The following is a 20,693-nucleotide window of genomic DNA, read 5'->3' on the forward strand; positions in this document are numbered from 1 at the left end:
GGAGTCGCGATGCGTATCGGTGAACTGGCCGCAAGGGCAGGAGTCAGCACGCGTGCCCTGCGCTACTACGAGGAGCAGGGCCTCCTGAGTCCCCACCGCACCTCCAGCGGCCAGCGCGTCTACCCGGAGGCGGCCGTGGACCGGGTGAAGATCATCCAGCAGCTCTACACCGCCGGCCTCGGCAGCCGCCTGCTCGCCACCCTCCTGCCCGCCATCGACGCCCGCTCCGTGGGTCCCGAACTGCTGGACCACTTGCTGGCCGAACGCGCCCGCATCGGAGCGAAGGCCGCCGAGTTGCAGGCTGCGGGGCGCAGGCTCGATGTGCTGATCGAGCTCGCCACACATCCTGATACCGAATCCTGCCCGGCCTCGCTCGACCGACCGGATGCCCGACAGTCGCACCCCGACGGCCACGGGGATGCGCGCACGTTCGATTCCACGAGTGGATCGCGCTGAGCGCCACCGGCACTCCCGCGCTCAGGCTCGCCCCTCGGCGGCCACCGGTCCGGGGATCAGTCCGCGCGGCAGTGCGTGTCCTCGGCGGGCATCTCACCCTCGACGAGGTAGCGCGTGGTGGTGTTCAGCGCGCAGGAGTTGGGGCCGAGGACGTAGGCGCCGTGGCCGCTGTCGTCGACGGTGAGCAGCCGGGACCGGTCCGCGAACTTCTCGCGCAGCAGCTTGCCACCGGCGAGCGGGGTCGGTACGTCGCGGAGGTTCTGCACGAGCAGCACGTTCTGCGGGCCCTCGTCGTTGACCGCGACCGGCTTCTCGGCCGGGGCGTGCGGCCAGAAGGCGCAGGGCGTGATGTTGGCGGCGGCGGCGCCGTACATCGGGTAGCGCTCGCGGTCCTCGGCGACGCCCTTCCGGTAGGTGTCGACGTCCTCGGGCCATTCGACGTCGTTGCAGGTCACGGATAGGAAGACGGTCAGGGAGTTGTCGGCCGGCGACAGCGCTCCGCCCGAGGCGGCGTTCTCCGGCAGCAGGTCGGTGGACGCCGTCGCGTCACCACTGTCTAGCGTCTGCCACAGCTGGGCCAGCTGGGAGTACTGCGACTTCTTGAACAGGAAGCCGAAAGCGGCGATACGGAAGTGCTGGCCGGTCCACCCGTCCGCCGTCGGCTTCTCGTCGAGTCGCTCGGCGATGGTGAAGTAGGTCTCGCGGACCTGAGCGGGGGTGCGGCCCAGGCCGTAGCTGTCGTGGCGTGCTGCCGCCCACTTGGCGAATGCGGGGAACGTCTCCTCCATCCCGAGGGCGTAGCGGCGCAGGCCGTCACGGTCGAGGTGGGTGTCGCCGATGTTGCTGTCGAGCACGATCCGGTCGGAGCGTTCGGGGAACATCGACGCGTAGGCGGCGCCCAGTGCCGTGCCGTAGGAGTACCCCAGATAGCTGGTCTTCTCCTCTCCGAGCGCGGCCCGGATACGGTCCAGGTCACGGGCGGTGTTCGCCGTCGTCATGTGGCGCAACCGCCCGTCGCTGTCATTGCGCGCGCATTGCTCGGCGACCTCTTCGGCGACCTTCGCCCGCGCGGTGACGGCCGCGTCGTCGACCGCGTAGGCCGGGAGGTTGGCGAAGTAGGGGCCGTCTTCCGTGAACCCGCAGCTGACCGGTGACGAGTGACCGACGCCACGGGTGTCCATGCCGATCAGGTCGTAGCTGTCGGTGACGCTGCTCGGCAGGCCCTGGGCCACCAGCAGCGAGGACAGCGCCAGTCCGGACCCGCCGGGGCCGCCCGGATTGAGCATGAGCGTGCCGCGCCGCTTCTCCGGGGCGGTGCTGGCCAGCCGGGAGATCTTGAGATCGATCCGAGTGCCCCCGGGATCGGCGTAGTCCAGCGGAACGGGAACGGTGGCGCACTCCAGCACGGACGGGACGGCTTCGGCCACGACGTCCTCGGGGCACCCGCTCCACTGAACCTTCGGCGTCTGCGGGGTCCGCGGTTCCTGCCGCTCGTCCGCGCCGGCGGGAGCTTGGGCCAGCGAACCGCTCAGGCCGAGGGAGAGGACCAGAGCCAGGCCCCGGCCGGTACCGCGTCGTCGTTTCATGTTCCAGCCTCCGTCTGCCGGTTTCGTGGTCGCCTCCCATCCCACTCCGTGCCCTTGGGGCATGGTCAACCCCGGGCTCCGCCGAGGGTTGACCAAGTCCCCTCCACCTGGGTTTAGATGGGCTGCTGAACGCGGCCCCCGCATGGCCGGACCCGGCGGCGCCGAGCTCACGTGGGCTCGGATCCGCCCTCCCGCCCACTGTCCCGGATGCGCGCATTCCCACGGCCGCGGTGACGGGTCGCCGTCGAGCACCTCGGAAAGGGGCCTCCTGGTGGCGTGGAGCACGAGTCAGCTGGCGGAACTCGCCGGAACCACTCTGAAGACCGTCCGGCACTATCACGAGATCGGCCTGCTGGACGAGCCGGAGCGAGCGGCCAACGGCTACAAGCAGTACCGCATCAGCCACTTGGTCCGCCTCCTGCGCATCCGCAGACTGGTCGGTCTCGGTGTGCCGCTGTCGGCCGTCCCGTCGGTCGAGGGCCCCGCCGAGGAGGCGGAGCAGACCCTGCGCGCACTGGACACCGAACTCGCTGCGAACATCGAACGCCAGCAGCGGATGCGACGGGAACTGGCCGCGATCCTGGAGAACCGGGCCTGGGCCGAACTCCCCCCGGGCTTCGAGGTGCTCGCCGACGACCTGCCGGAGGACCAGCGCTCCTCCGTGCTGGAGCGCGTCGGCACGAAGGACCAGCGATCCTTCGTCCTGGCGTGCTCCAGCATTCTGACCCCCTCGGCGATGTCGGAGCTCCAGGATCAGTTCCAGGCCCAGCTCTCCGCGCCTCACCGTGAAATCGCCCTGGACTTCGACACCCTTCCGGAGGACGCGCCCGAGGACGTCCGGCAGCGGCTCGCGGAACGCCTCGCGCCCGAAGTCCGCAGGCAGCAGGAGGATTACCCGTCCCTGCAGGACCTGGGGGCCTCCTCCCGCCGGGAGGCGGCTGTCACCCAGTCGGTCGTCGTTCAGGCACTGGTCGAGTTCTACAGCCGGGCCCAGCTCGACGTCCTGCGCCGCGTTCACCTCCTCCTGACGGAGGACGATGCCGTCGAGGTGTGACGACAGAGCGCGGGAGGCCCGTCCCCACTCCGGTCACGTGGCCCGTTTGACGGCGTAGGCGCACAGCCTGGTTCCGTACAGGTCCAAGGCGTCGTCGGGGTTCACGTCGTAGTGGGCGGCGACCTCGTACCAGCGGTCCCAGGCGTAGAGCCGGGCGTGGCGACGGTCGTCGTCCGTACGCGCCGGGGCATCGGCCTGGCGGCTGTTCAGCCACTGCTGCCATTCCCGGTGAGCAGCCGGGTCGGCCGTGAGATCCACGTCCGCCGGGTGGGTCGCTTCGGCCTGCTGGTCCCGCGTGAGGGCGGCGGTGATGTACGCGGCGGGCTGTGCGGGGCGCCAGCCGAGGGCCAGGCCTATGAGCTCGGCGGCGATGTCATGGACCTCCAGGCCCCGGTCGATCAACGGGCGCAGCGCGAACGCCAGACGTCGCAGGCACTCCCGTTGGGTCCACCCGACGAGCGGCCGGACCTGCCGGGCGACGCCGATGTCGCGGGCCACCTGCCACGGACTCCGGTGCGACGCGCCGCCACCGCTGCGGTGCTGGGAACGGGGAGTCGGCGCCTGGGCGCGACTCGCGGGCCCAGGCGAGGTGTAGTTGAACTTCTCACTCAGGTCAGCGGTAGGTACGAGGGGGCGGGGGCCAGAGGAATGGGGTGCACGCCGCCGAGGACTGCGAGGGCCTGCCAGGCGGTTGTCCACAGGGCGGACTCGCGCGCGGGCGGCCTTCACCGCGAGCGCCCGGCCCTCGTCCGTTACTCCGGCCACCCGGGCCCGGTACCCGGTGCCGTCGAGCCGGTGTCCCATCGCCGCGTCGTACGCCGCCGGGATCGTCGCCGCGTAGATGGTCGCCGTAGCGGTGTACGGGCGCCCCGGGAGCTGGAGGTTCTTCTTCGTGCCGTGCCGTTGCCACGCCAGCGCGCCCAGTTCCCGCAGCACGCGGACATGGCGCTTCACCGTCGCCGTCGACACTCCGCAGCGGGCGGCCGTGCCTTCGAGGTCGTACAGCACGGAGCCCAGCCGGTAGTCCATCCGTACGGCGAGGTCCCGGGCCACGGTCAGCGTCGTCGCCCCTGCGCGCGGGTGCAGGCCGGTGCCGATCAGCCACGTCACGGCAGGCAGCCACGTGTGCGGCCGGGCCTGTCGGGCAGAGGTCGAGTCGACCTCCTGGAGGGCGCGGGGGACGGGAGCCCATACCGGATCAGGGCATGGCGGAGGAGCGCAGCGCGAAGCCGCGCCGTTGACAGGGCGCATCGAGGTCCGTCGAGGTGGGGTGGGCCAGCGACCAGGCCTGCCGGAGAATCAGGGCGGGCGGCCGGGCCGGAGCGGCCGTGTGGGACGCGCGTAGAGCGCGCGGATGCGGCGGGTGGCCGAGGCCGTTCTTGCGCGGCGTCGGCCCTGGGTTCCGCCAGTCAGGCGCAGAACGTTATGCAGCGCTCCCCGCGTCTGCGGCGAGCGTGAACCACACCGCCTTGTGGCTGGGCGTGCAGCACCCGCAGACGTCCGAACCCCACGCGAGGGCCAACTCGTCCAGGAGGAAGAGACCCCACCCGCCCTCTTGTACGGCGTCGTTGTCGCACGCGTCGTAGGTACCGCTCGTCGAGGGAACGGTTTGGGGCTTGTCGTCGGCTACGGAGACGGTCACCAGGTCCGGGCCGACCGTGACATGCACACGGATCAGCGCAGTCCGGGTATGGCGATGGGCGTTGGCCACCACCTCGCTGACGCAGAGGCGGGCGTCGTCGACGACGCCGTAGTGCGGGGTTCCGGTGAGCAGCGAGGTGACGAAGCGCCGCGCGATCCCGGCTGAGCGCGCGGTGTTGGGCAGTGAAAGCCGGTAGCTCTCACCGTCCTGGCGGTGCGGTGACATGGAGGGGGCTGTGGTGTTGGCGCTGGTCATGTCGTTCTCCCCACGGGGTGCGATCCGAACGGGCACGCGGCTCGTTAGCCGAGGTGATGGCCGTGCACCCGAGTGGTGTCATGTACAGGAGTTCTCAGGAAGGAACCCATAGTTCATAACTAGTGATACGTCTCGATGTTGTGAGTAACGAACGCCTGCTGGTTCGGGTACGGCCACAGTGGGATTCGATAGGAGGAGATCCTGATGCCGCCAAGAAAGCTGCTCACGGTGCGGCAGCGCCGACTGGGCTCCGAGCTGCGCAGACTCAGGGAGCATGCAGGCCTGACGCTCGCCCAGGCTGCGGCGCGACTGGGAGCGGACCGCACCACCATCAGCAACACGGAGTCCGGACGATTCGGCGTGAGTTCCCAGCGGGTTCGAGCGTGGGCCGACCACTACAAGTGCCCTGAAACGGCGTATGTCGATGCTCTCGCCGCCATGGCCGGCGAGCGTGTGCGCGGGTGGTGGGAGCACTACCGTGGTGAGCTGGTCAACGATGCCCTCGATCTTGCCGAGCTGGAATATCATGCTGCGGGCATCCGATCAGTGCAGGTCATGTATATGCCGGGTCTGCTTCAAACCGAGGACTACGCGCGCAGCGTCTTCGCTGAAACCGTCCCGCCTCCGAGCCCGACGCGGCAACGACGGCTGTTGTCACACCGGTTGCAGCGACGCGATCTTCTCGACCGGCGCGATTCGCCCGCCTGCACCTTCCTGATTCACGAGGCCGCGTTGCGGATGACGTACGGAAGCCCGGTAGTCGCGCGCGGTCAACTCGCCCATCTCTTGAGGGAGTCCGAACGCGCCAACGTCACGATCAGGGTGATTCCCTTCGCTGCGGGCGGGTTCCCGTTCGCGAGTAGTTCGGCACACTACGTGTACGGGATCGTGCCGCAGCTCGACACCGTGCAGGTGGACACCGCGACCGGGTCGGCATTCCTCGATGCCGAGACGAGCCTGAGCAACTGGAGAGCCGCGCTGGACCGGACCGAGGAGAGGTCTCTCGACCCGGAGAGCTCGCGGGACTTCATTCGCGGGATCGCACAGAGTATGGAGGCGTGAGAATCATGGAAATCCAGTGGCGCAAGTCCTCGAAGTCCTCGAATGCCGAGGGCTCCGACTGTCTTGAACTTGCCGAGCACAAGGGCGAGATACTTCTCCGCGAGAGCGACCACCCGGACGTGGTCGTGCGGACCACCCGGGCGAAGCTCCGGGCCTTCCTCGGCGGGGCCAAGGGGGGCGAGTTCGACGACCTGGCCTGAGCCGCGCGACGTCAAGAACTTGGGCGGAACGAGACGGTGACATCACCGTGCAGCCAACCGGGGTCGGCTGCACGGTGATGTCACCGTTGCTGCGGTTTGGGGACCAGGCCGGCATCGGGCCATGTCGGTGCCGACTTCAGGTCAGTTCCCCGGGCGTCAGCAGCGGATCGCCGAGCCCGAAGAGCAGTTCCAGCGGTGCCGGCCGGTCTCAGCGGAACGCGTCGACATTGCGGGCGGCCCAGTCGGAGAAGGAGCGCGGGGCGCGGCCGAGGACCTGCTGGACGTCCGGGCTGACGCGCAGCTCGGACGGGTTCGGGGAACCGAGGATGTCCAGGGTGTCGTCGGCGAGCTCCGCCGGCATGCTCTGAGCCATGGCGTTCTTGGCCTCGTCGCGGGTGAGCTCGTGAAACCTGACCGGCGACCCTAGCGCGGCGGCGATGGCCTCCGCCTGCTGGCGCGGAGCGATCACCTCCGGGCCGGTCAGCTCGTACACGCCGCCGGTGTGCCGGTCGTCCAGGAGGCAGGCCGCCGCGACCTCGGCGATGTCCGCCGGGTCGATGATCGGCACCCCGATGTCGCCGAAGGGCGCAGCGACGACCTGTTGCGTGCGGACGGACTCGGCCCACCACAGGGCGTTGGAGGCGAAGCCGCCCGGCCGCAGGATGGCCCACTCCAGGCCGGACTCCCGCAGCGTGTCCTCCAGTGCGCGCATCGCGACCCGCGTGGGGCCGAAGGGCCTGGTCACCACGCCCAGCGTGGAGAGCAGGACGACCCGGCGGACTCCGGCGGCCGCAGCTTCCTTGATGATGTCGGCAGGGCTGGCCCCGGTGGCGTGCAGGTCGCCGGACAGCAGCAGGAACAGTGCCTTCGCCCCGGCGAGCGCGGGCTTGAGGCTGCCCGGCTCGGCCAGGTCGGCCGTCACGTGGCGGACGCCGTCAGGCACCGCCGCCGTGTGCCGTGACACGGCGATCACCTGCTGGCCCGCCTCGGCGAGCGCCTGCGTCAACGGGCGGCCGATATTTCCGGTGGCTCCGGTTACTACGATCATGAATAGCTCCTGGTCAGAAGTCCTGTGTGGCCTTCAAGCTAGGACCAGGACTAACTTTCGGTAAGGGCATACCTTGAGGTAAGTTCATGACGTGACAGAAGGTGTGCAGCGCAGGCAGGTCGAGACGGGGAAGCGGTATGACGTGTTTCACACCGACTGCCCCGCCCGTGAGATGGTCGACCATGTGACCAGCCGGTGGGGCGTCTGGGTGTTGATCTCCTTGCGGAGCGACAACCTCCGGTTCTACGAGCTGCGCGAGAGCATCCAGGGCATCAGCGAGAAGATGCTCTCCCAGACCCTGCGCGCGCTGGTCCAGGACGGCCTGATCTGGCGGGAGGTCGAGCCGACGACGCCGCCCCAGGTCACGTACGGGCTGACCGAGTTCGGCCGGGACGTCGGCGAGCCGCTGACGGAGATGTTCGACCGGATCACCCGGCGGCTGTCGGCGCCCAGTACGGCCTAGCGGGCCCCCGCCGCCGACTCCGGGGCCTCGCCCGCACGGCCCCCGGGTCATGGTCTCGGGCGGGAGCGGTCTCTTGCGTTTCTTTCGAATTGTGCGATGTCGGGGCGACTCCGAAGGAGACGGACCATGCACGGAACCACTGAGGACCGCACTCTCCTGCCCGAGCACCGAGCGGAGATCGCCGAGCTCTGCGCCTTCCTCGACCGCACGCCGCAAGCAGCCGAACCTGCTCTGCTGCGCGGTCCTGACGGAAGCACGCGCTCCCTCCCGTCGGAGGTCTATGAGGCGCTCGTGGCAGTGGTGCGGGCTCTGTCGGAGGGCAAGGCGGTAACGGTCGCTCCCGTGAACACCACGCTCACCACGCAAGAGGCCGCAGACCTGCTGGGTATCAGTCGACCTACCTTCGTCAAGATCCTCGATGAAGGAGGCGTTCCGTTCTCGCGCCCGGGCAGACACCGCCGGGTGCTGCTGGCCGATGGGCTCGCCTACAAGGAGCAGAGGCGCTCACAACGTAAACGAGGGCTGGACGAACTGGTCCGGCTCACCGAGGATGCGGGTCTGTACGACAACTGAGTGCCTGATCGGCTGAGTCGACCGGAGTGATGTGCAGCGCGTGGACACCCTGTGTCCTCTTTCCGAACTACCTCAGGGACACGCTTCTGCGTCTTGCCGAGGCGGAGCTCTATGAGCCGCTCTGGTCACCTGACATCCTGGCCGAGCTGACGAGGAACCGTCACACTCAACGTCAAGGACTTTCCCGCCGAGGCCGCAGTCCCCTACGAGATCGAGGTTCTGCGGCCGGACGACTTCCTGTTGGACCTGCTCGATCTGGCGCCGGTGGAGGTGAACCACGTTCTTCGGGCCCAAGTCGGCGGTTACCGGCGTGAGCCGCGCGACCTGCACGGTCTGCTGGACAGGTTGGACGCCGGCGGTGCCCCGCAGTTCGCCGCAGAATTCCGCCGCCGGCTCTGAGCTGCCCCGCCCTCACACCCCGGGCGGCGGCGTCGGCGCCCCCGGCAGCCGGATCGACGCCACCGTGCCGGCGCCGCCCTCCGCCGGGCGCAGCGCGATCTCGCCGCCCGCGTGCTGCACCGTGCGGGCCACGATGGACAGGCCGAGGCCGGAGCCGGGGAGCTGACGGGCCGAGGGGGAGCGCCAGAAGCGGTCGAAGACGTGCGGGAGGTCCTCGGCCGGGATGCCGGGGCCGTGGTCCCGTACGGTCAGCTCGCCGCGGTGGAGCACGACGTCGATCGTCCCGCCGGCCGGGCTGAACTTCACCGCGTTGTCCAGGACGTTGACGACCGCCCGTTCCAGGGCGGCGGGCTCGGCCCGTACGTACCAGGGGGCCAGCTCAGCGGTGAGGGTCAGCTCGGGGCCGCGCAGCCGGGCACGCTGCAGGGCGTTACGGGTGATCTCGTGCAGCGCGACCACCTGGAGGGGGCCGGGCTGGGCGGCGTCGGGGCGGGAGAGCTCCTGGAGGTCGCCGATGAGGGCGGCGAGCTCGGTCATCTGGGCCTTGACCGACGTCATCAGGGCCTTGCGGTCGTCGGGCGGGATGGCCCGGCCCGTCTCGTCGCTGCGGGCGAGCAGCTCGATGTTCGTACGGAGCGAGGTGAGCGGGGTGCGCAGCTCGTGCCCGGCGTCCGCGATGAGCTGCGACTGGCGGTCGCGGGAGGTGGCCAGGGAGCTGGTCATGGCGTTGAAGGAGCGGGAGAGACGGGCGATCTCGTCCTCTCCCTCGGCGGGGATCCGGATGGTCAGGTCCTCGGTCTCGGCCACGTGCTCGACGGCGTGGGCGAGGTCGTCGACGGGACGCAGACCGGTGCGGGCGATCCACAGGCCGGCCGCACCCGCACCGACGACGCCGATGCCGGCGACGAGGACCAGCACCCAGGCGAGGCTGGAGAGCGGGTCGGTGACCTCCCTCTCGGGGCGCGCCACCGACACGGCGTAGATGTCTCCCGAAGGGCGCAGCTCCAGGCCGTAGGTGTAGACCCGCATCTTCTGGCCGTCGGCGCCGGTGGCCGAGTACAGCACGTCCCGGCGGCTGCCGCCGGCCACGGCCAGATCCTCGTCCGTCGGGGTGATGCGGGTGGAGCCGGGGCTCTCGCAGACCGTGCCGGCCGCGTCGATGATCTGCAGGGAGTACGAGCCGGGCGAACGCAGGGGGCCGCGCCCCGCGCCCTGGCAACTGGCCAGGAGCTCCGTCACGTAGGACTTGTCGATGGTCGGGGAGTTGCGCAGGGAGCTGTCCAGCTGATGCTCCAGCTGCTCCCGCGTCACGAACCAGCAGGCGGCGGCCACCGCTGCCACCGCCACCGCGACCGCCATGGCGACCAGCAGGGCGAGCCGTGAGCGCAGCGGCAGTGCGCGCAGTCTGCGGGGCAGGCCGGTCACCCGTCACCGCCGCCGGAGCGCAGGGCGTATCCGACGCCCCGGACCGTGTGGACCAGGCGCGGCTCGCCGCCCGCCTCCGTCTTGCGGCGCAGGTACATCACGTACACGTCCAGGGAGTTGGAGCTGGGCTCGAAGTCGAAGCCCCAGACCGCCTTGAGGATCTGCTCCCGGGTCAGCACCTGCCGGGGGTGGGACAGGAACATCTCCAGGAGCGTGAACTCGGTGCGGGTGAGCTCCACCCGGCGGTTCCCCCGGGTGACCTCGCGGGTGTTCAGGTCCATGCGGAGGTCAGCGAAGGACAGCACGTCGTCGTCGTCGGGGAGGGGCCCGCCCGCCGCGACGGCGTACGAGCTGCGGCGCAGCAGGGCGCGGATGCGGGCGAAGAGCTCGTCCAGCTCGAAGGGCTTGACGAGGTAGTCGTCGGCGCCGGCGTCGAGGCCGGTGACCCGGTCGCCGACGGTGTCACGGGCGGTGAGCATCAGGATGGGCGTGGTCGCCCCGGTGGACCGGATGCGCCGGGCGGCGGTGAGGCCGTCCATGCGGGGCATCTGGATGTCCAGGACGATCAGGTCGGGGGCGTACGACTCGACCTTGGCCAGGGCGTCGTAGCCGTCCACGGCCACCTCGGTCCCGTACCCCTCGAACGCGAGGCTGCGCTGCAGGGCCTCACGCACGGCGGGCTCGTCGTCGACGATCAGGACACGCTGCGGATCGTCTTCGGCGGGGCTCATCGCTTCTTCGTCCTCTTCCTTCGTGCCGGGGTGCTTCTGCGCTGGGCTCTCAGCCTCGCACGGCCGCCGCACGGCGTCGCGCGGCACGGCGCTCGCGGCCGGTGTCGGCGGCGGTGGCGGCGGCGGTGTCGGGGTTCATGGAGACCTCTTCGTCAGGAGCCGCCGCCGGCGCGCAGGGTGTCCAGGTCGGCCTTGACGGTGTCGACCGGGATGGCGAAGCCGAGGCCCACGCTGCCCGCCGCCGAGCTGCCCGAGCCACTGGCCGAACTGGGGGAGTACATCGCGGAGTTGATGCCGACGATCTCGCCGTTCATGTTGATCAGGGCGCCGCCGGAGTTGCCGGGGTTGAGTGAGGCGTCGGTCTGGATGGCCTTGTACGTCGTCTTGGACGAGCCGGTGTCGCCGTTGAACTGCTGCCCGCCGAACTCGAACGGCCAGTTCTGACCGCCCTGTTGCTGCTGCTGTTCCTGCTCGTCGTCCTTGGCGACCGTGACGTCGCGGTCGAGCGCCGAGACGATGCCGCTGGTGACCGTGCCGGTGAGGCCCTCGGGCGAGCCGATCGCCACGACCTGGTCGCCCACCTTCACCGAGGAGGAGTCGCCGAGCGTGGCCGTCTTCAGCCCGCTCGCGCCCTGGAGCTTGATGAGGGCCAGGTCCTTGTCGGCGTCCGTGCCGACGACGTCGGCGGTGTACGTCTTGCCGGTGCTGAGGGCCACCTTGATCTCGGAGGCGCCGGAGATGACGTGGTTGTTGGTGACGATCTCGCCGTCCGCCGTGATGACGACACCGGAACCGGTGGCGTCGCCCGCCGAGGACGTCGCGCTGATCTCGACTATGGCCGGTGACACGGCCGTCGCCACACCGGAGACGGTGCCGGCGCTGCTCTGCGAGACGGTGGTGCCGCTGACGACGCCGCCGGAGGCGGAACCGCCGGAGCCGCCGCCCGCGAGCTCACCGATGAGGGTGGCGGTGCCGCCACCGATCGCCGCCGCGGCGATCGCCACGGCCGCGAGCAGGGCGAGCGGCCGCTTCACCCGGCGTTCGGGCTTCGGGACCTCCTCCGCCGCGCCGGGCTGGGGCGCCGGGGCGGGCCAGGCGTAGGCGGCGGCGGGGACCTCGGCCGTCGGCTGCTGGGGCCGGTGCGCCGGAGGCGGCGGGTAGGCCGTTGCGCCACCGCCGTGCGAAGCGGTGCCGTACGGACCGGTGCCGTAAGGACCGGTGCCGTGCGGCGCGCTGTCGTACGGACCGTTCCCGTACGGACCGTTCCCGTACGAACCGTTGTCGTGCGAGGGGGACATCGGGTACTCGCCGCTCGGGCGGTGGCTGTCGGTCATGTCCACGAGAGTGGCCAGCGAACATGAGAGCAGCCTGAGTACGCCCTGAGAAGCCCGACAGAACCTCATATGCCCCACATAAGAGCGCGCCCCGTCAGCGTGAGGTGACCGTCGGTTCGTCGCAGCCGCACGAGCGGCGCACCACCAGTGCGGACGGGAACTGCTTCAGCCGCTCGCGCCGCGACCCCGAGACCCGCAGCGAGTCGTCGAGGACCAGGTCCACCGCTGCCCGGGCCATCGCCGGACGGTCCGAGAAGACCGTCGTGAGCGGCGGGTCGGTCAGTCCCGCTTCCTTCACGTCGTCGAAGCCCGCGACGGCGAGCTCGCCCGGTACGTCGATCCGCAGCTCGCGCGCGGCCCGCAGCACCCCGATGGCCTGGTCGTCCGTCGAGCAGAAGATCGCCGGGGGCCTGTCGGGCCCGGAGAGCAGCTCCAGGGCCACCTGGTAGGCGTCGTAACGGTTGTACGGGGCGTGGAAGAGCCGGCCCTCCGTCGGCAGCCCGGCCTCCTGCATCGCCCGGCGCCAGCCCTCGATGTGGTCGGCGACCGGGTCACCGACCACCGGGGTCGACTCCATGCCGCCGAGGCACGCCACATAGGCGTTGCCGTGCTCCAGGAGGTGGCGGGTGGCGAGCTGGGCGCCGCCGACGTCGTCGGTGACGACCGCGACGTCGTCGATCGCCTCAGGGCGTTCGTGCAGCAGGACGACACGGGCGTCCCAGGCCTCTATCTCCGCCGCCGCGCGCTCGCTGGGCCCCTGGCTGACCAGGATCAGCCCGGACACCCGCATACCGAGGAAGGCCCGCAGATAGTGGACCTCGCGCTCGTCGCGGTAGTCGGAGTTGCCGACGAGCACCATTTTCCCGCGCTCCGCCGCCGCCTGTTCGACCGCGTGCGCCATCTCGGCGAAGAACGGCTGCCGGGCGTCCGGCACGATCATCCCTATGAGGTCCGTGCGCCGTGAGGCCATGGCCTGGGCGACCCGGTCGGGCCGGTAGCCCAGCTCTTTGATCGCGGCGAGCACCCGCTCGCGCGTGGCCGGGGCGACCGGCCTCGGTCCGTTGTTGATGACGTAGCTGACGACCGCTGTCGAGGTCCCCGCCAGTCTCGCCACATCGTCCCGCGTCACCTTGGCCACGCGCGGCAGTCTACGCGGATCGACCTACCGCTTGGCAGGTCGGACCGGGGCTTCTTCCGTGATCTCGGCCTCCGCGGACTGCTCCGAACGGGTGACCTCCTCGTCCGAGGGCTGCGCCGCCGCCCTGGCCTTGGCTTCTTCGGCGGCCCGGTCCACCTTCTCGGGGGTGACGAAGCGGTAGCCCACGTTGCGCACGGTGCCGATCAGGGACTCGTGCTCGGGGCCGAGCTTGGCCCGTAGCCGCCGTACGTGGACGTCGACCGTGCGGGTGCCGCCGAAGTAGTCGTAGCCCCAGACCTCCTGGAGCAGCTGGGCGCGGGTGAAGACCCGGCCCGGGTGCTGCGCGAGGTACTTGAGCAGTTCGAATTCCTTGAACGTCAGGTCGAGGACCCGGCCCTTGAGCTTGGCGCTGTACGTCGCCTCGTCGACGGACAGGTCGCCGTTACGGATCTCCATGGGGGAGTCGTCGGCGGTGATCTGCTGGCGGCCGGTGGCGAGCCGCAGCCGGGCTTCGACCTCGGCCGGACCCGCGGTGTCCAGCAGGACGTCGTCGATGCCCCAGTCGGCGGTGACGGCCGCGAGGCCGCCCTCCGTCACGACGAGGATCAGCGGACAGCCGGGTCCGGTGGACCGCAGCAGCTGGCAGAGCGACCGCACCTGAGGGAGGTCGCGACGGCCGTCGACGAGAATGACGTCGGCACCAGGGGTGTCGACGAGCGCGGGTCCCTCGGCGGGGGCGACCCGCACACTGTGCAGCAGAAGGCCGAGGGCGGGGAGCACCTCCGTCGACGGTTGAAGGGCATTCGTCAGAAGCAGCAGTGAACTCATCGCCGCCCACCTGCCTGGGTCGTCGGTCGATCGTGCACGTTCGGCTCGCCCATTACGTCGGTCCTCCTCGTTCCCTGCGAGAGGGGCACTCCCGGGTCGGACCCGGGGGAGTAGTGCGGCATTGCTTCGTACTCCCGTACGGCCATCACCCGCGACGGCCGTCATACGGTTTTTACTGTGCGGTCCCGTACCGGGGGGCCGCTGAGCTTGTGGAAACGTTGCCGTAACAACGCTCGGAAAGCACAAAAGGATCCGGGGGCTGCTTTGCCCGGATCCTCTTCGCAGCAGAATAGCCCACATGAGTTCAGTGTCCGAGGGTCGTTTCCCGAGTTCTTCTGTTCCCTCGATCACGCGGGTCACCCGTCGCACCACATTGCTGACGGGTGACGGCGTCCGTATCGAGGCGGTGTACACCCCGTGTACGGCGGGTTCCGGAGCCGCTGGGCGCCGTGCGCCGGAAGGGACCGCCGTCGTCCTCGCGCACGGTTTCACCGGCGCCGCCGACCGGCCTGCGCTGCTGCGGGCCGCCGGGGTGTTCGCCCAGCGTGTGGCCGTGATCACGTTCTCCTTCCGGGGGCACGGAAGGTCCGGCGGACGGTCCACGGTGGGCGATCGCGAGGTACTGGACCTGGCGGCGGCGGTCGCCTGGGCGCGGTCGCTGGGGCACCGTCGTGTCGTTACGGTCGGATTCTCGATGGGCGGTTCCGTGGTCCTTCGGCACGCAGCTCTGTATACGGCGCCGGAAGCCGCCGAATCCGTGAATGAGGAATGGGGGACGGCAGAGACCGAACGGGTGGCGCGGCGCACCGAGGCGCAAAGGGCGCACGAGGAGCGTGCGAGGCGCATAGGGGCGCATTCATGGGCGTACGCGGATGTCCCCGTGGCAGCGCACACGGACGCGGTCGTCGCGGTGAGCGCTCCCGCCCGCTGGTACTACCGAGGCACGGCCCCCATGCGCCGCCTGCACTGGGTCGTCACCCGCCCCACGGGCCGGTTCGTCGGCCGCTACGGGTTCCGCACCCGGATCCACCGCGAGGACTGGGACCCGGTGCCGCTCTCGCCGGTGGAGGCGGTCCCGCTCATCACCGCGCCCCTGCTGATCGTGCACGGCGACAAGGATCCGTACTTCCCCGTCGACCACCCCCGGATGCTGGCGGGAGCGGCGGGGGACGGGGCGGAACTCTGGCTGGAGCACGGCATGGGCCACGCGGAGAACGCCGCGGACGAGAAACTGCTGAGCCGTATCGCCGACTGGACGGAGTCGGTGTGATCCATGATGGACAGCCGACGTACGACGAAAGGGGTGCCGCCATGGCAGCGGGAACGATCCGCTACTGGGCCGCGGCCAAGGCCGCCGCAGGAACCGCGGAGGAGCCGTACACGGCGGAGACACTCGCCGAGGCGCTCGACGGGGTGCGCGAGCGGCACCCCGGTGAGCTGACGCGCGTACTGCTCAGATGCTCGTTCCTGATCGACGGGAATCCTGTGGGGACCCGCGGTCATGAGACCGTACGGCTTGCCGAGGGCGGCACGGTCGAGGTGCTCCCGCCGTTCGCAGGAGGGTGAACCGCAGACCATGAGCAACAGCGATCAGCAGTATCCGTACGACCCGGGACACGCGCAGCAGTACCAGGGCCGGCAGCCCTACGACCCGGCGTACGGGCAGCAGCAGCCGTATGACCCGGCGTACGGGCAGCAGAACCAGCAGCCGGGTCACGGGCAGCAGCAGCCGTACGCGTCCCAGCAGCCCGCCGTGTATCCCGAGCGGGGCGCCCCCCAGGCCCCCGACGACCAGGGCATGACCCAGACCTGGCAGGGCCAGACCTGGGACACCCAGTACCAGCCGACGATCCAGCCGGCGCACGGGACAGCGCTCCCGCAGGCCGCTCCTCGCGCCTACCCGCTGCCGCCCGAGGCCCCGGTGGCCCCGGTGGCCTCCGAAGCCCCGCCCGCCCCGGCGGGGGCTCCGCCGGCCGCGCCCGGTGACACGGGCTACAGCGCGCCCACCACCCTGGGCAACAGCCGGATCACCGACGCGCAGCGGGCCCGCGCCGAGGGGCGTTCGCCGATCATCGCGCCGGGTATGCAGCCCGCCGCGATCACCGCCGGCCTCGGCCTGCTGCTCGCGCTCGGCGCCGAGATCGGGGCCTACGCCCTGCTCGTGCCCCTGGTGCTGCTCCAGGCCGTGACGGCCGCGGGGTGGTTCCGGCTCAACGGCATGTGGCCGGCCAGGCAGGGCATCGCGCTCGCGTTCGCCGGCGGTGTCGTGGCCGATGCCGTACTGCTCGCGGCGGGCCGGAGCAACGCCCCGGCGGCGCTCCTCGGCACGCTCGGGGTCTGGGTGCTGCTCACCCTCGTCCTCCAGTTGCGCAGCCGTGCCGGGGCCGACGAGCGGATGTACGGCCTGACGGCCACCGTCGCGTCGGCCGCGCTCGCCGTGCTGGCCGCCGGACACCTCGCGGCCGTCCCGGACGCGGTGACGGTGGGCGGCGTCGCGGTCGCCGTGGCCGTGCTCGTCAGGGCCCTGCCGCTGCCAGGACCGGTCTCCGTCGTCGTGGCGCTGCTCGCCTCGGCGGGTGCGGGCCTGCTCGCCGGAGCGTTGACCGACTTCGGCGCGCCGGCCGCGTTCCTCGGCTTCGCGGCCGGTGGCTGTGCGCTGATCGGCCTGCGGGTCGCGAGCTACGACTACCCGTCCCGCTTCGTGCACATGACGGCAGGGGTGGCGCTGCCGCTCACCGCCGCGGCTCCCGCCGTCTATCTGATCGGCCGTGCGATCGCCTGACGACCCGGACGTTTCCGACGTTCCCCCACTCCGCGCCTCTCCCGTCCCCGGCCACGGGGAACCGGCCGGGCCTCCCACTCGTCGATCATTCCGGGCACGACGCGCTGCGGCAGTAGTCTCACGTGCACCAGGCGTCAGACCGGTCCGAGTGGGGGAACAACAGGCATGCGAGCACTGCGAATACTGCTGATCATCGCCGTGGTGCTGGGCGGCGCCTTCGTCGCCGTGGACCGCGCCGCTGTGTATTTCGCGGAGTCGGAGGCCGAGGGGCGGGTCGCCTTCGGCGGCGCCGACACCGGATCGACGGACATCTCGATCGCGGGCTTCCCCTTCCTGACCCAGGTCGCCGGGTCGGAGCTCGACCGCGTCGACGTCACGGTCAAGGACATCCGCGCCAACGCGGCCGGGCGGGCGATACGGATCAGCGAGATCCGGGCCGAGCTGCGGCAGGTGACGCTGGGCGCCGGTTACACCAGCGCGACGGCCGCCCGGGCCACCGGGACGGCCGTCATCCCGTACGCCGCGCTCACCGAGGCGGCCGACGACGGCGTCACGGTCAGCTACGGCGGCGACGGCAAGGTCAAAGTCACCGGCACGGTCCGGATGCCGCTGCTGGAGCAGACGGTCACGCGCAGCGTGCTCTCCACGGTCACCCTGGTCGACGGCGACACCGTCAGGGTGCGCGCCGACGAGGTCCCGGGCGAGGGCATCCCCGGCCTGGAGGACCTGGTCAGGAAGAAGACCGACTTCGAGCGCGGGATCGGCGGGCTGCCCGAAGGTCTGAAGCTGGAGAAGATCGACGTGACGCCGGGCGGCCTGGAGATATCGATGACCGGGGCCGACATCCAACTGGCGGGATGACGGGGCGACATGGAGCGGCCGCGGATATCCCGCGGCCGGGCGGGGTAGGGGCCTCGCGGAGACGGGCGGACGTCCGATCCGGATGCTGAGACGAGTCCGTCCGCTCCGCAGATGACCTGCGGGCTCCGACCACCGGACCGTGGCCCGACGGGCGCGCGACGACCCTCGCATCTCGCATGGCGGACGATCGTGTCTCATCATTCGACACGACGGTGACATCTCCGCCCGTACCTCCCTACGATCGGACGCATGAAGCGACAGGCGGACCTCACGAAGCGGCGGGCAGTAGACCTGTGCCGCGTCGCCGCCATGCTCTGTCGCACCTTCTGAGCGGGACCCTCTCCCGTTTCCCCCCGGCCCTTCGACGATGTCAGGGCCGAACCCGTGCCTCCCGTACGCGTTCCGCTCCAAGCGCCTGCGCGTACACCTCGCACCCCGCACACCGCACCACCCCGCCGCAGACTGCCCCGGAGGAGAAACACATGAGCCGCGCAGACGTTCTGGTCGACGCCGACTGGGTCGAGGCCCGCATCGACGACCCGCAGGTCGCCATCGTCGAGGTCGACGAGGACACCTCGGCGTACGAGAAGAACCACATCAAGAACGCGATCCGGATCGACTGGACCAAGGACCTCCAGGACCCGGTCCGCCGCGACTTCATCGACCAGGCCGGCTTCGAGAAGCTCCTGTCGGAGAAGGGCATCGGGAACGACACCACGGTCGTCCTCTACGGCGGCAACAACAACTGGTTCGCGTCCTACGCCTTCTGGTACTTCAAGCTCTACGGCCACCAGGACGTCCGCCTGCTCGACGGTGGCCGCAAGAAGTGGGAGCTCGACTCCCGCGACCTGGTGGACGGCGACCAGATCCCGTCCCGCCCGGCCACCCAGTACAAGGCCAAGCCCCAGGACGAGTCCATCCGTGCCTACCGTGACGACGTCGTCGCCGCGATCGGCAGCCAGAACATCGTCGACGTACGGTCGCCCGACGAGTTCAGCGGCAAGCTGCTCGCCCCGGCGCACCTCCCGCAGGAGCAGTCGCAGCGCCCCGGCCACGTGCCGAGCTCGCGCAACATCCCGTGGTCGAAGAACGCCAACGACGACGGCACCTTCAAGTCGGACGACGAGCTCAAGGCCCTCTACGAGGACGAGCAGGTCGACCTGGCGAAGGACACCATCGCGCTCTGCCGCATCGGTGAGCGCTCGGCCCTGACCTGGTTCGTGCTGCACGAGCTGCTCGGCGTCGACAACGTCAAGAACTACGACGGTTCGTGGACCGAGTACGGCTCCCTCGTGGGCGTGCCGATCGAGCTCGGCGCCAACAAGTAATTCCGCAGGGCCTGATCAGCAGGACCCCGACCAGAAGGACAGAACACCATGTGTGGAGCACAGGCCGGCGGCCCCGACGCTTCGACGATCAAGCCGGGCGAGACGACCATCCAGGGCAGCGTGACCCGCGACGGCGAGCCCGTCACCGGCTACGTCCGTCTGCTGGACTCGACCGGTGAGTTCACCGCCGAGGTCCCGACCTCGGCGACCGGACAGTTCCGCTTCTACGCGGCCGAGGGCACCTGGACGCTCCGCGCCCTGGTTCCGGGCGGCACCGCCGACCGTACGGTCGTGGCGCAGACCGGTGGCCTCGCCGAGGTCGCCATCGCCGTGTAGTTCACGCACGCATCCGGCCGGAGGGCCGCACCCCAGGGGGTTGGACGCCACCTGAACAGGGGTGCGGCCCTTCGCGCCGTCCGCACGCGCTTCGGCATGCGCATCCGCGCCGGAGAGTTCTACGCTGGAGACATGTACGCCCGGCGCAGGCGCGCCTATTTCCTCTTGATGGGCGGATGCCTCTTCCTCTTCGTCTCCGCCTGGGCTTTCGTGCGTCTCTGGTCCGTCCCGGCGGCCGTGGCGATGTGCGTGCTCGCCATGGTCATACCGCCGGTCGCGGCGATCGTCGCCAACCGCAAGGGTCCCGAGGACCGTTGGTGGGACGACCCCCCGCCCGACGTCCCGCGCGGGGACTCCCGGGCCCCGGACACCCGGGCCCCGGACACCCGGTCTCCGGGGATCCGGCCCCCGGAGGTCCCGCGCGGGGACTCCCGGCCTCGCCCGCCCAGGGAGGCGCCCACGGGCGATCCGACGTCGGACGCCTGGTGGGACGAACTCGACGGCAGGAAGCGGCGCCGGTAGGCCGACGCGCATCCGGCGGCGGCGGACGTCAGTAGACGAGGGCCTGGGCGCCGTCCGACATGGCCTCCTGCACGAAGACCTGGGCGCCGGCGATCCGTACGCCCTCCAGGACGTCCTGCTCCGTGATGTCGCGCCGCGCCGCACACTGGGTGCAGAGCGTGATCCCGCCACCCGCCAGGATCGAGTCGATCAGATCGGGCAGCGGCGCGGAGTGCGGCAGTTCGAATTCGGCGGCGCGCCCCGGCAGAGCGAACCAGGCGGACTCGCCGGTCAGCCACAGGGAGACCTCGACCCCGCTGGCGACGGCCACGGCCGCCACGGTGAAGGCCTGCGAGCAGCGCTCGGGGGCGTCGGCTCCGGCGGTCACCTTGATCACGAGCTTCTTCGGCATGTACCGAACCCTAATCCTCGGCGGACGGCTTCCGGGCTGATCCGACCGCGCCCGGGGGAAACCCCGGGCCGTCGTGCCGGGCGCCCACCCATTAGGCTGGGGGCCCGGCCGCCTGCTGCCGTCATGTCGTTCGTACCGAGGAGCTCCCGTGCTTGAGGCTTTCTTCTCCGCCCTGCTGGTCCTGGTCTGCGTCGGCGTGCTCGCCTTCGCCGCCGTGGCCGTGAAGAAGCTGTACCAGGGCCAGCGCTGACCCTCGCCTGAACACCTTCCGTACACCCT

At 70.6% G+C, this 20,693-nt stretch carries 25 protein-coding genes; 15 read left to right on the plus strand and 10 right to left on the minus strand.

The window, feature by feature from the left end:
* Positions 1–9 precede the first annotated feature (9 nt).
* Positions 10–456, plus strand: coding sequence for a MerR family transcriptional regulator (locus ACFYQ5_RS32320; RefSeq protein ID WP_389202754.1), 447 nt, complete (start codon positions 10–12; stop codon positions 454–456).
* 56 nt (positions 457–512) lie between these two features.
* Here the strand turns inward: ACFYQ5_RS32320 and ACFYQ5_RS32325 are convergent, their stop codons facing one another.
* Entirely contained in the window at positions 513–2,042 is a 1,530-nt protein-coding gene (locus tag ACFYQ5_RS32325; protein ID WP_389202756.1) for an alpha/beta hydrolase, read from the minus strand.
* A gap of 271 nt (positions 2,043–2,313) precedes the next feature.
* Between ACFYQ5_RS32325 and ACFYQ5_RS32330 the strand changes: the two genes are divergently transcribed.
* On the plus strand, positions 2,314–3,096 hold the full coding sequence (locus ACFYQ5_RS32330; RefSeq protein ID WP_389202757.1) for a MerR family transcriptional regulator: 783 nt from the start codon (positions 2,314–2,316) through the stop codon (positions 3,094–3,096).
* Between the two features lie 33 nt (positions 3,097–3,129).
* Here the strand turns inward: ACFYQ5_RS32330 and ACFYQ5_RS32335 are convergent, their stop codons facing one another.
* Both ACFYQ5_RS32335 and ACFYQ5_RS32340 read right to left on the minus strand, forming a co-directional pair.
* Positions 3,130–4,206 carry a cell wall protein gene (locus ACFYQ5_RS32335; protein ID WP_389202759.1) on the minus strand — a complete coding sequence of 359 codons (1,077 nt, stop codon included), beginning with the start codon at positions 4,204–4,206 and terminating at the stop codon, positions 3,130–3,132.
* A 313-nt stretch (positions 4,207–4,519) separates the two neighbouring features.
* Positions 4,520–4,993, minus strand: coding sequence for an ATP-binding protein (locus tag ACFYQ5_RS32340; RefSeq protein ID WP_389202760.1), 474 nt, complete (start codon positions 4,991–4,993; stop codon positions 4,520–4,522).
* Between the two features lie 204 nt (positions 4,994–5,197).
* On the opposite strand from ACFYQ5_RS32340, the gene ACFYQ5_RS32345 reads away from it, so the two are divergent.
* Together ACFYQ5_RS32345 and ACFYQ5_RS32350 are read left to right on the plus strand one after the other, a co-directional pair.
* The gene (locus ACFYQ5_RS32345; RefSeq protein WP_389202762.1) at positions 5,198–6,055 is read left to right on the plus strand and encodes a helix-turn-helix domain-containing protein; all 858 of its coding nucleotides are present in this window, start codon (positions 5,198–5,200) and stop codon (positions 6,053–6,055) included.
* Positions 6,056–6,060: 5 nt separating this feature from the next.
* Complete coding sequence (locus ACFYQ5_RS32350) at positions 6,061–6,255, plus strand: DUF397 domain-containing protein (RefSeq protein WP_389202834.1); 195 nt, start codon at positions 6,061–6,063, stop codon at positions 6,253–6,255.
* A 208-nt stretch (positions 6,256–6,463) separates the two neighbouring features.
* Here ACFYQ5_RS32350 and ACFYQ5_RS32355 read toward each other — a convergent pair whose 3' ends face one another.
* Entirely contained in the window at positions 6,464–7,303 is an 840-nt protein-coding gene (locus tag ACFYQ5_RS32355; protein WP_389202763.1) for an SDR family oxidoreductase, read from the minus strand.
* Between the two features lie 91 nt (positions 7,304–7,394).
* On the opposite strand from ACFYQ5_RS32355, the gene ACFYQ5_RS32360 reads away from it, so the two are divergent.
* The 3 genes from ACFYQ5_RS32360 (at position 7,395) to ACFYQ5_RS32370 (ending at position 8,738) form a co-directional block, all read left to right on the plus strand.
* Positions 7,395–7,766, plus strand: a complete 372-nt coding sequence (locus tag ACFYQ5_RS32360; RefSeq protein ID WP_389202765.1) for a winged helix-turn-helix transcriptional regulator — start codon at positions 7,395–7,397, stop codon at positions 7,764–7,766.
* Between the two features lie 126 nt (positions 7,767–7,892).
* Positions 7,893–8,339, plus strand: coding sequence for a helix-turn-helix domain-containing protein (locus tag ACFYQ5_RS32365; protein ID WP_389202767.1), 447 nt, complete (start codon positions 7,893–7,895; stop codon positions 8,337–8,339).
* Between the two features lie 240 nt (positions 8,340–8,579).
* Entirely contained in the window at positions 8,580–8,738 is a 159-nt protein-coding gene (locus tag ACFYQ5_RS32370) for a hypothetical protein (RefSeq protein ID WP_389202770.1), read from the plus strand.
* Positions 8,739–8,750: 12 nt separating this feature from the next.
* Here ACFYQ5_RS32370 and ACFYQ5_RS32375 read toward each other — a convergent pair whose 3' ends face one another.
* The 5 genes from ACFYQ5_RS32375 to ACFYQ5_RS32395 form a co-directional block, all read right to left on the minus strand.
* Positions 8,751–10,163 (minus strand): sensor histidine kinase, encoded by a 1,413-nt coding sequence (locus tag ACFYQ5_RS32375; protein ID WP_389202772.1) that lies wholly within the window; start codon positions 10,161–10,163, stop codon positions 8,751–8,753.
* On the minus strand, positions 10,160–10,894 hold the full coding sequence (locus tag ACFYQ5_RS32380) for a response regulator transcription factor (RefSeq protein WP_389202773.1): 735 nt from the start codon (positions 10,892–10,894) through the stop codon (positions 10,160–10,162). Before ACFYQ5_RS32380 ends, ACFYQ5_RS32375 begins: the two co-directional genes overlap by 4 nt.
* 152 nt (positions 10,895–11,046) lie before the next feature.
* Complete coding sequence (locus ACFYQ5_RS32385) at positions 11,047–12,228, minus strand: trypsin-like peptidase domain-containing protein (RefSeq protein WP_389202775.1); 1,182 nt, start codon at positions 12,226–12,228, stop codon at positions 11,047–11,049.
* Positions 12,229–12,322: 94 nt separating this feature from the next.
* Positions 12,323–13,366, minus strand: coding sequence for a LacI family DNA-binding transcriptional regulator (locus ACFYQ5_RS32390; protein ID WP_389202777.1), 1,044 nt, complete (start codon positions 13,364–13,366; stop codon positions 12,323–12,325).
* Between the two features lie 24 nt (positions 13,367–13,390).
* Positions 13,391–14,194: a response regulator transcription factor gene (locus ACFYQ5_RS32395; protein ID WP_389202780.1), complete on the minus strand. Its 804-nt coding sequence runs from the start codon at positions 14,192–14,194 to the stop codon at positions 13,391–13,393.
* A 298-nt stretch (positions 14,195–14,492) separates the two neighbouring features.
* On the opposite strand from ACFYQ5_RS32395, the gene ACFYQ5_RS32400 reads away from it, so the two are divergent.
* The 8 genes from ACFYQ5_RS32400 (at position 14,493) to ACFYQ5_RS32435 (ending at position 20,023) form a co-directional block, all read left to right on the plus strand.
* A complete protein-coding gene (locus tag ACFYQ5_RS32400; protein WP_389202783.1) occupies positions 14,493–15,464 on the plus strand; it encodes an alpha/beta hydrolase in 972 nt (323 codons plus the stop codon).
* A gap of 41 nt (positions 15,465–15,505) precedes the next feature.
* Positions 15,506–15,760: a MoaD/ThiS family protein gene (locus ACFYQ5_RS32405; protein ID WP_099174183.1), complete on the plus strand. Its 255-nt coding sequence runs from the start codon at positions 15,506–15,508 to the stop codon at positions 15,758–15,760.
* Between the two features lie 10 nt (positions 15,761–15,770).
* Complete coding sequence (locus ACFYQ5_RS32410; RefSeq protein ID WP_389202784.1) at positions 15,771–16,976, plus strand: hypothetical protein; 1,206 nt, start codon at positions 15,771–15,773, stop codon at positions 16,974–16,976.
* A 165-nt stretch (positions 16,977–17,141) separates the two neighbouring features.
* The gene (locus ACFYQ5_RS32415) at positions 17,142–17,837 is read left to right on the plus strand and encodes a DUF2993 domain-containing protein (protein ID WP_389202787.1); all 696 of its coding nucleotides are present in this window, start codon (positions 17,142–17,144) and stop codon (positions 17,835–17,837) included.
* A 249-nt stretch (positions 17,838–18,086) separates the two neighbouring features.
* Positions 18,087–18,167, plus strand: coding sequence for a putative leader peptide (locus tag ACFYQ5_RS32420; protein ID WP_350310325.1), 81 nt, complete (start codon positions 18,087–18,089; stop codon positions 18,165–18,167).
* Between the two features lie 152 nt (positions 18,168–18,319).
* Entirely contained in the window at positions 18,320–19,165 is an 846-nt protein-coding gene (locus ACFYQ5_RS32425; protein ID WP_389202789.1) for a sulfurtransferase, read from the plus strand.
* 48 nt (positions 19,166–19,213) lie between these two features.
* Positions 19,214–19,501, plus strand: coding sequence for a DUF1416 domain-containing protein (locus tag ACFYQ5_RS32430; RefSeq protein WP_014154938.1), 288 nt, complete (start codon positions 19,214–19,216; stop codon positions 19,499–19,501).
* A 132-nt stretch (positions 19,502–19,633) separates the two neighbouring features.
* Complete coding sequence (locus tag ACFYQ5_RS32435) at positions 19,634–20,023, plus strand: DUF3099 domain-containing protein (protein ID WP_389202791.1); 390 nt, start codon at positions 19,634–19,636, stop codon at positions 20,021–20,023.
* Between the two features lie 28 nt (positions 20,024–20,051).
* Here ACFYQ5_RS32435 and ACFYQ5_RS32440 read toward each other — a convergent pair whose 3' ends face one another.
* Positions 20,052–20,414 (minus strand): DsrE family protein, encoded by a 363-nt coding sequence (locus tag ACFYQ5_RS32440; protein ID WP_389202794.1) that lies wholly within the window; start codon positions 20,412–20,414, stop codon positions 20,052–20,054.
* Positions 20,415–20,693 lie beyond the last annotated feature (279 nt).

The sequence above is a fragment of the Streptomyces sp. NPDC005794 genome, from assembly GCF_042871445.1.
GTDB lineage: Bacteria > Actinomycetota > Actinomycetes > Streptomycetales > Streptomycetaceae > Streptomyces.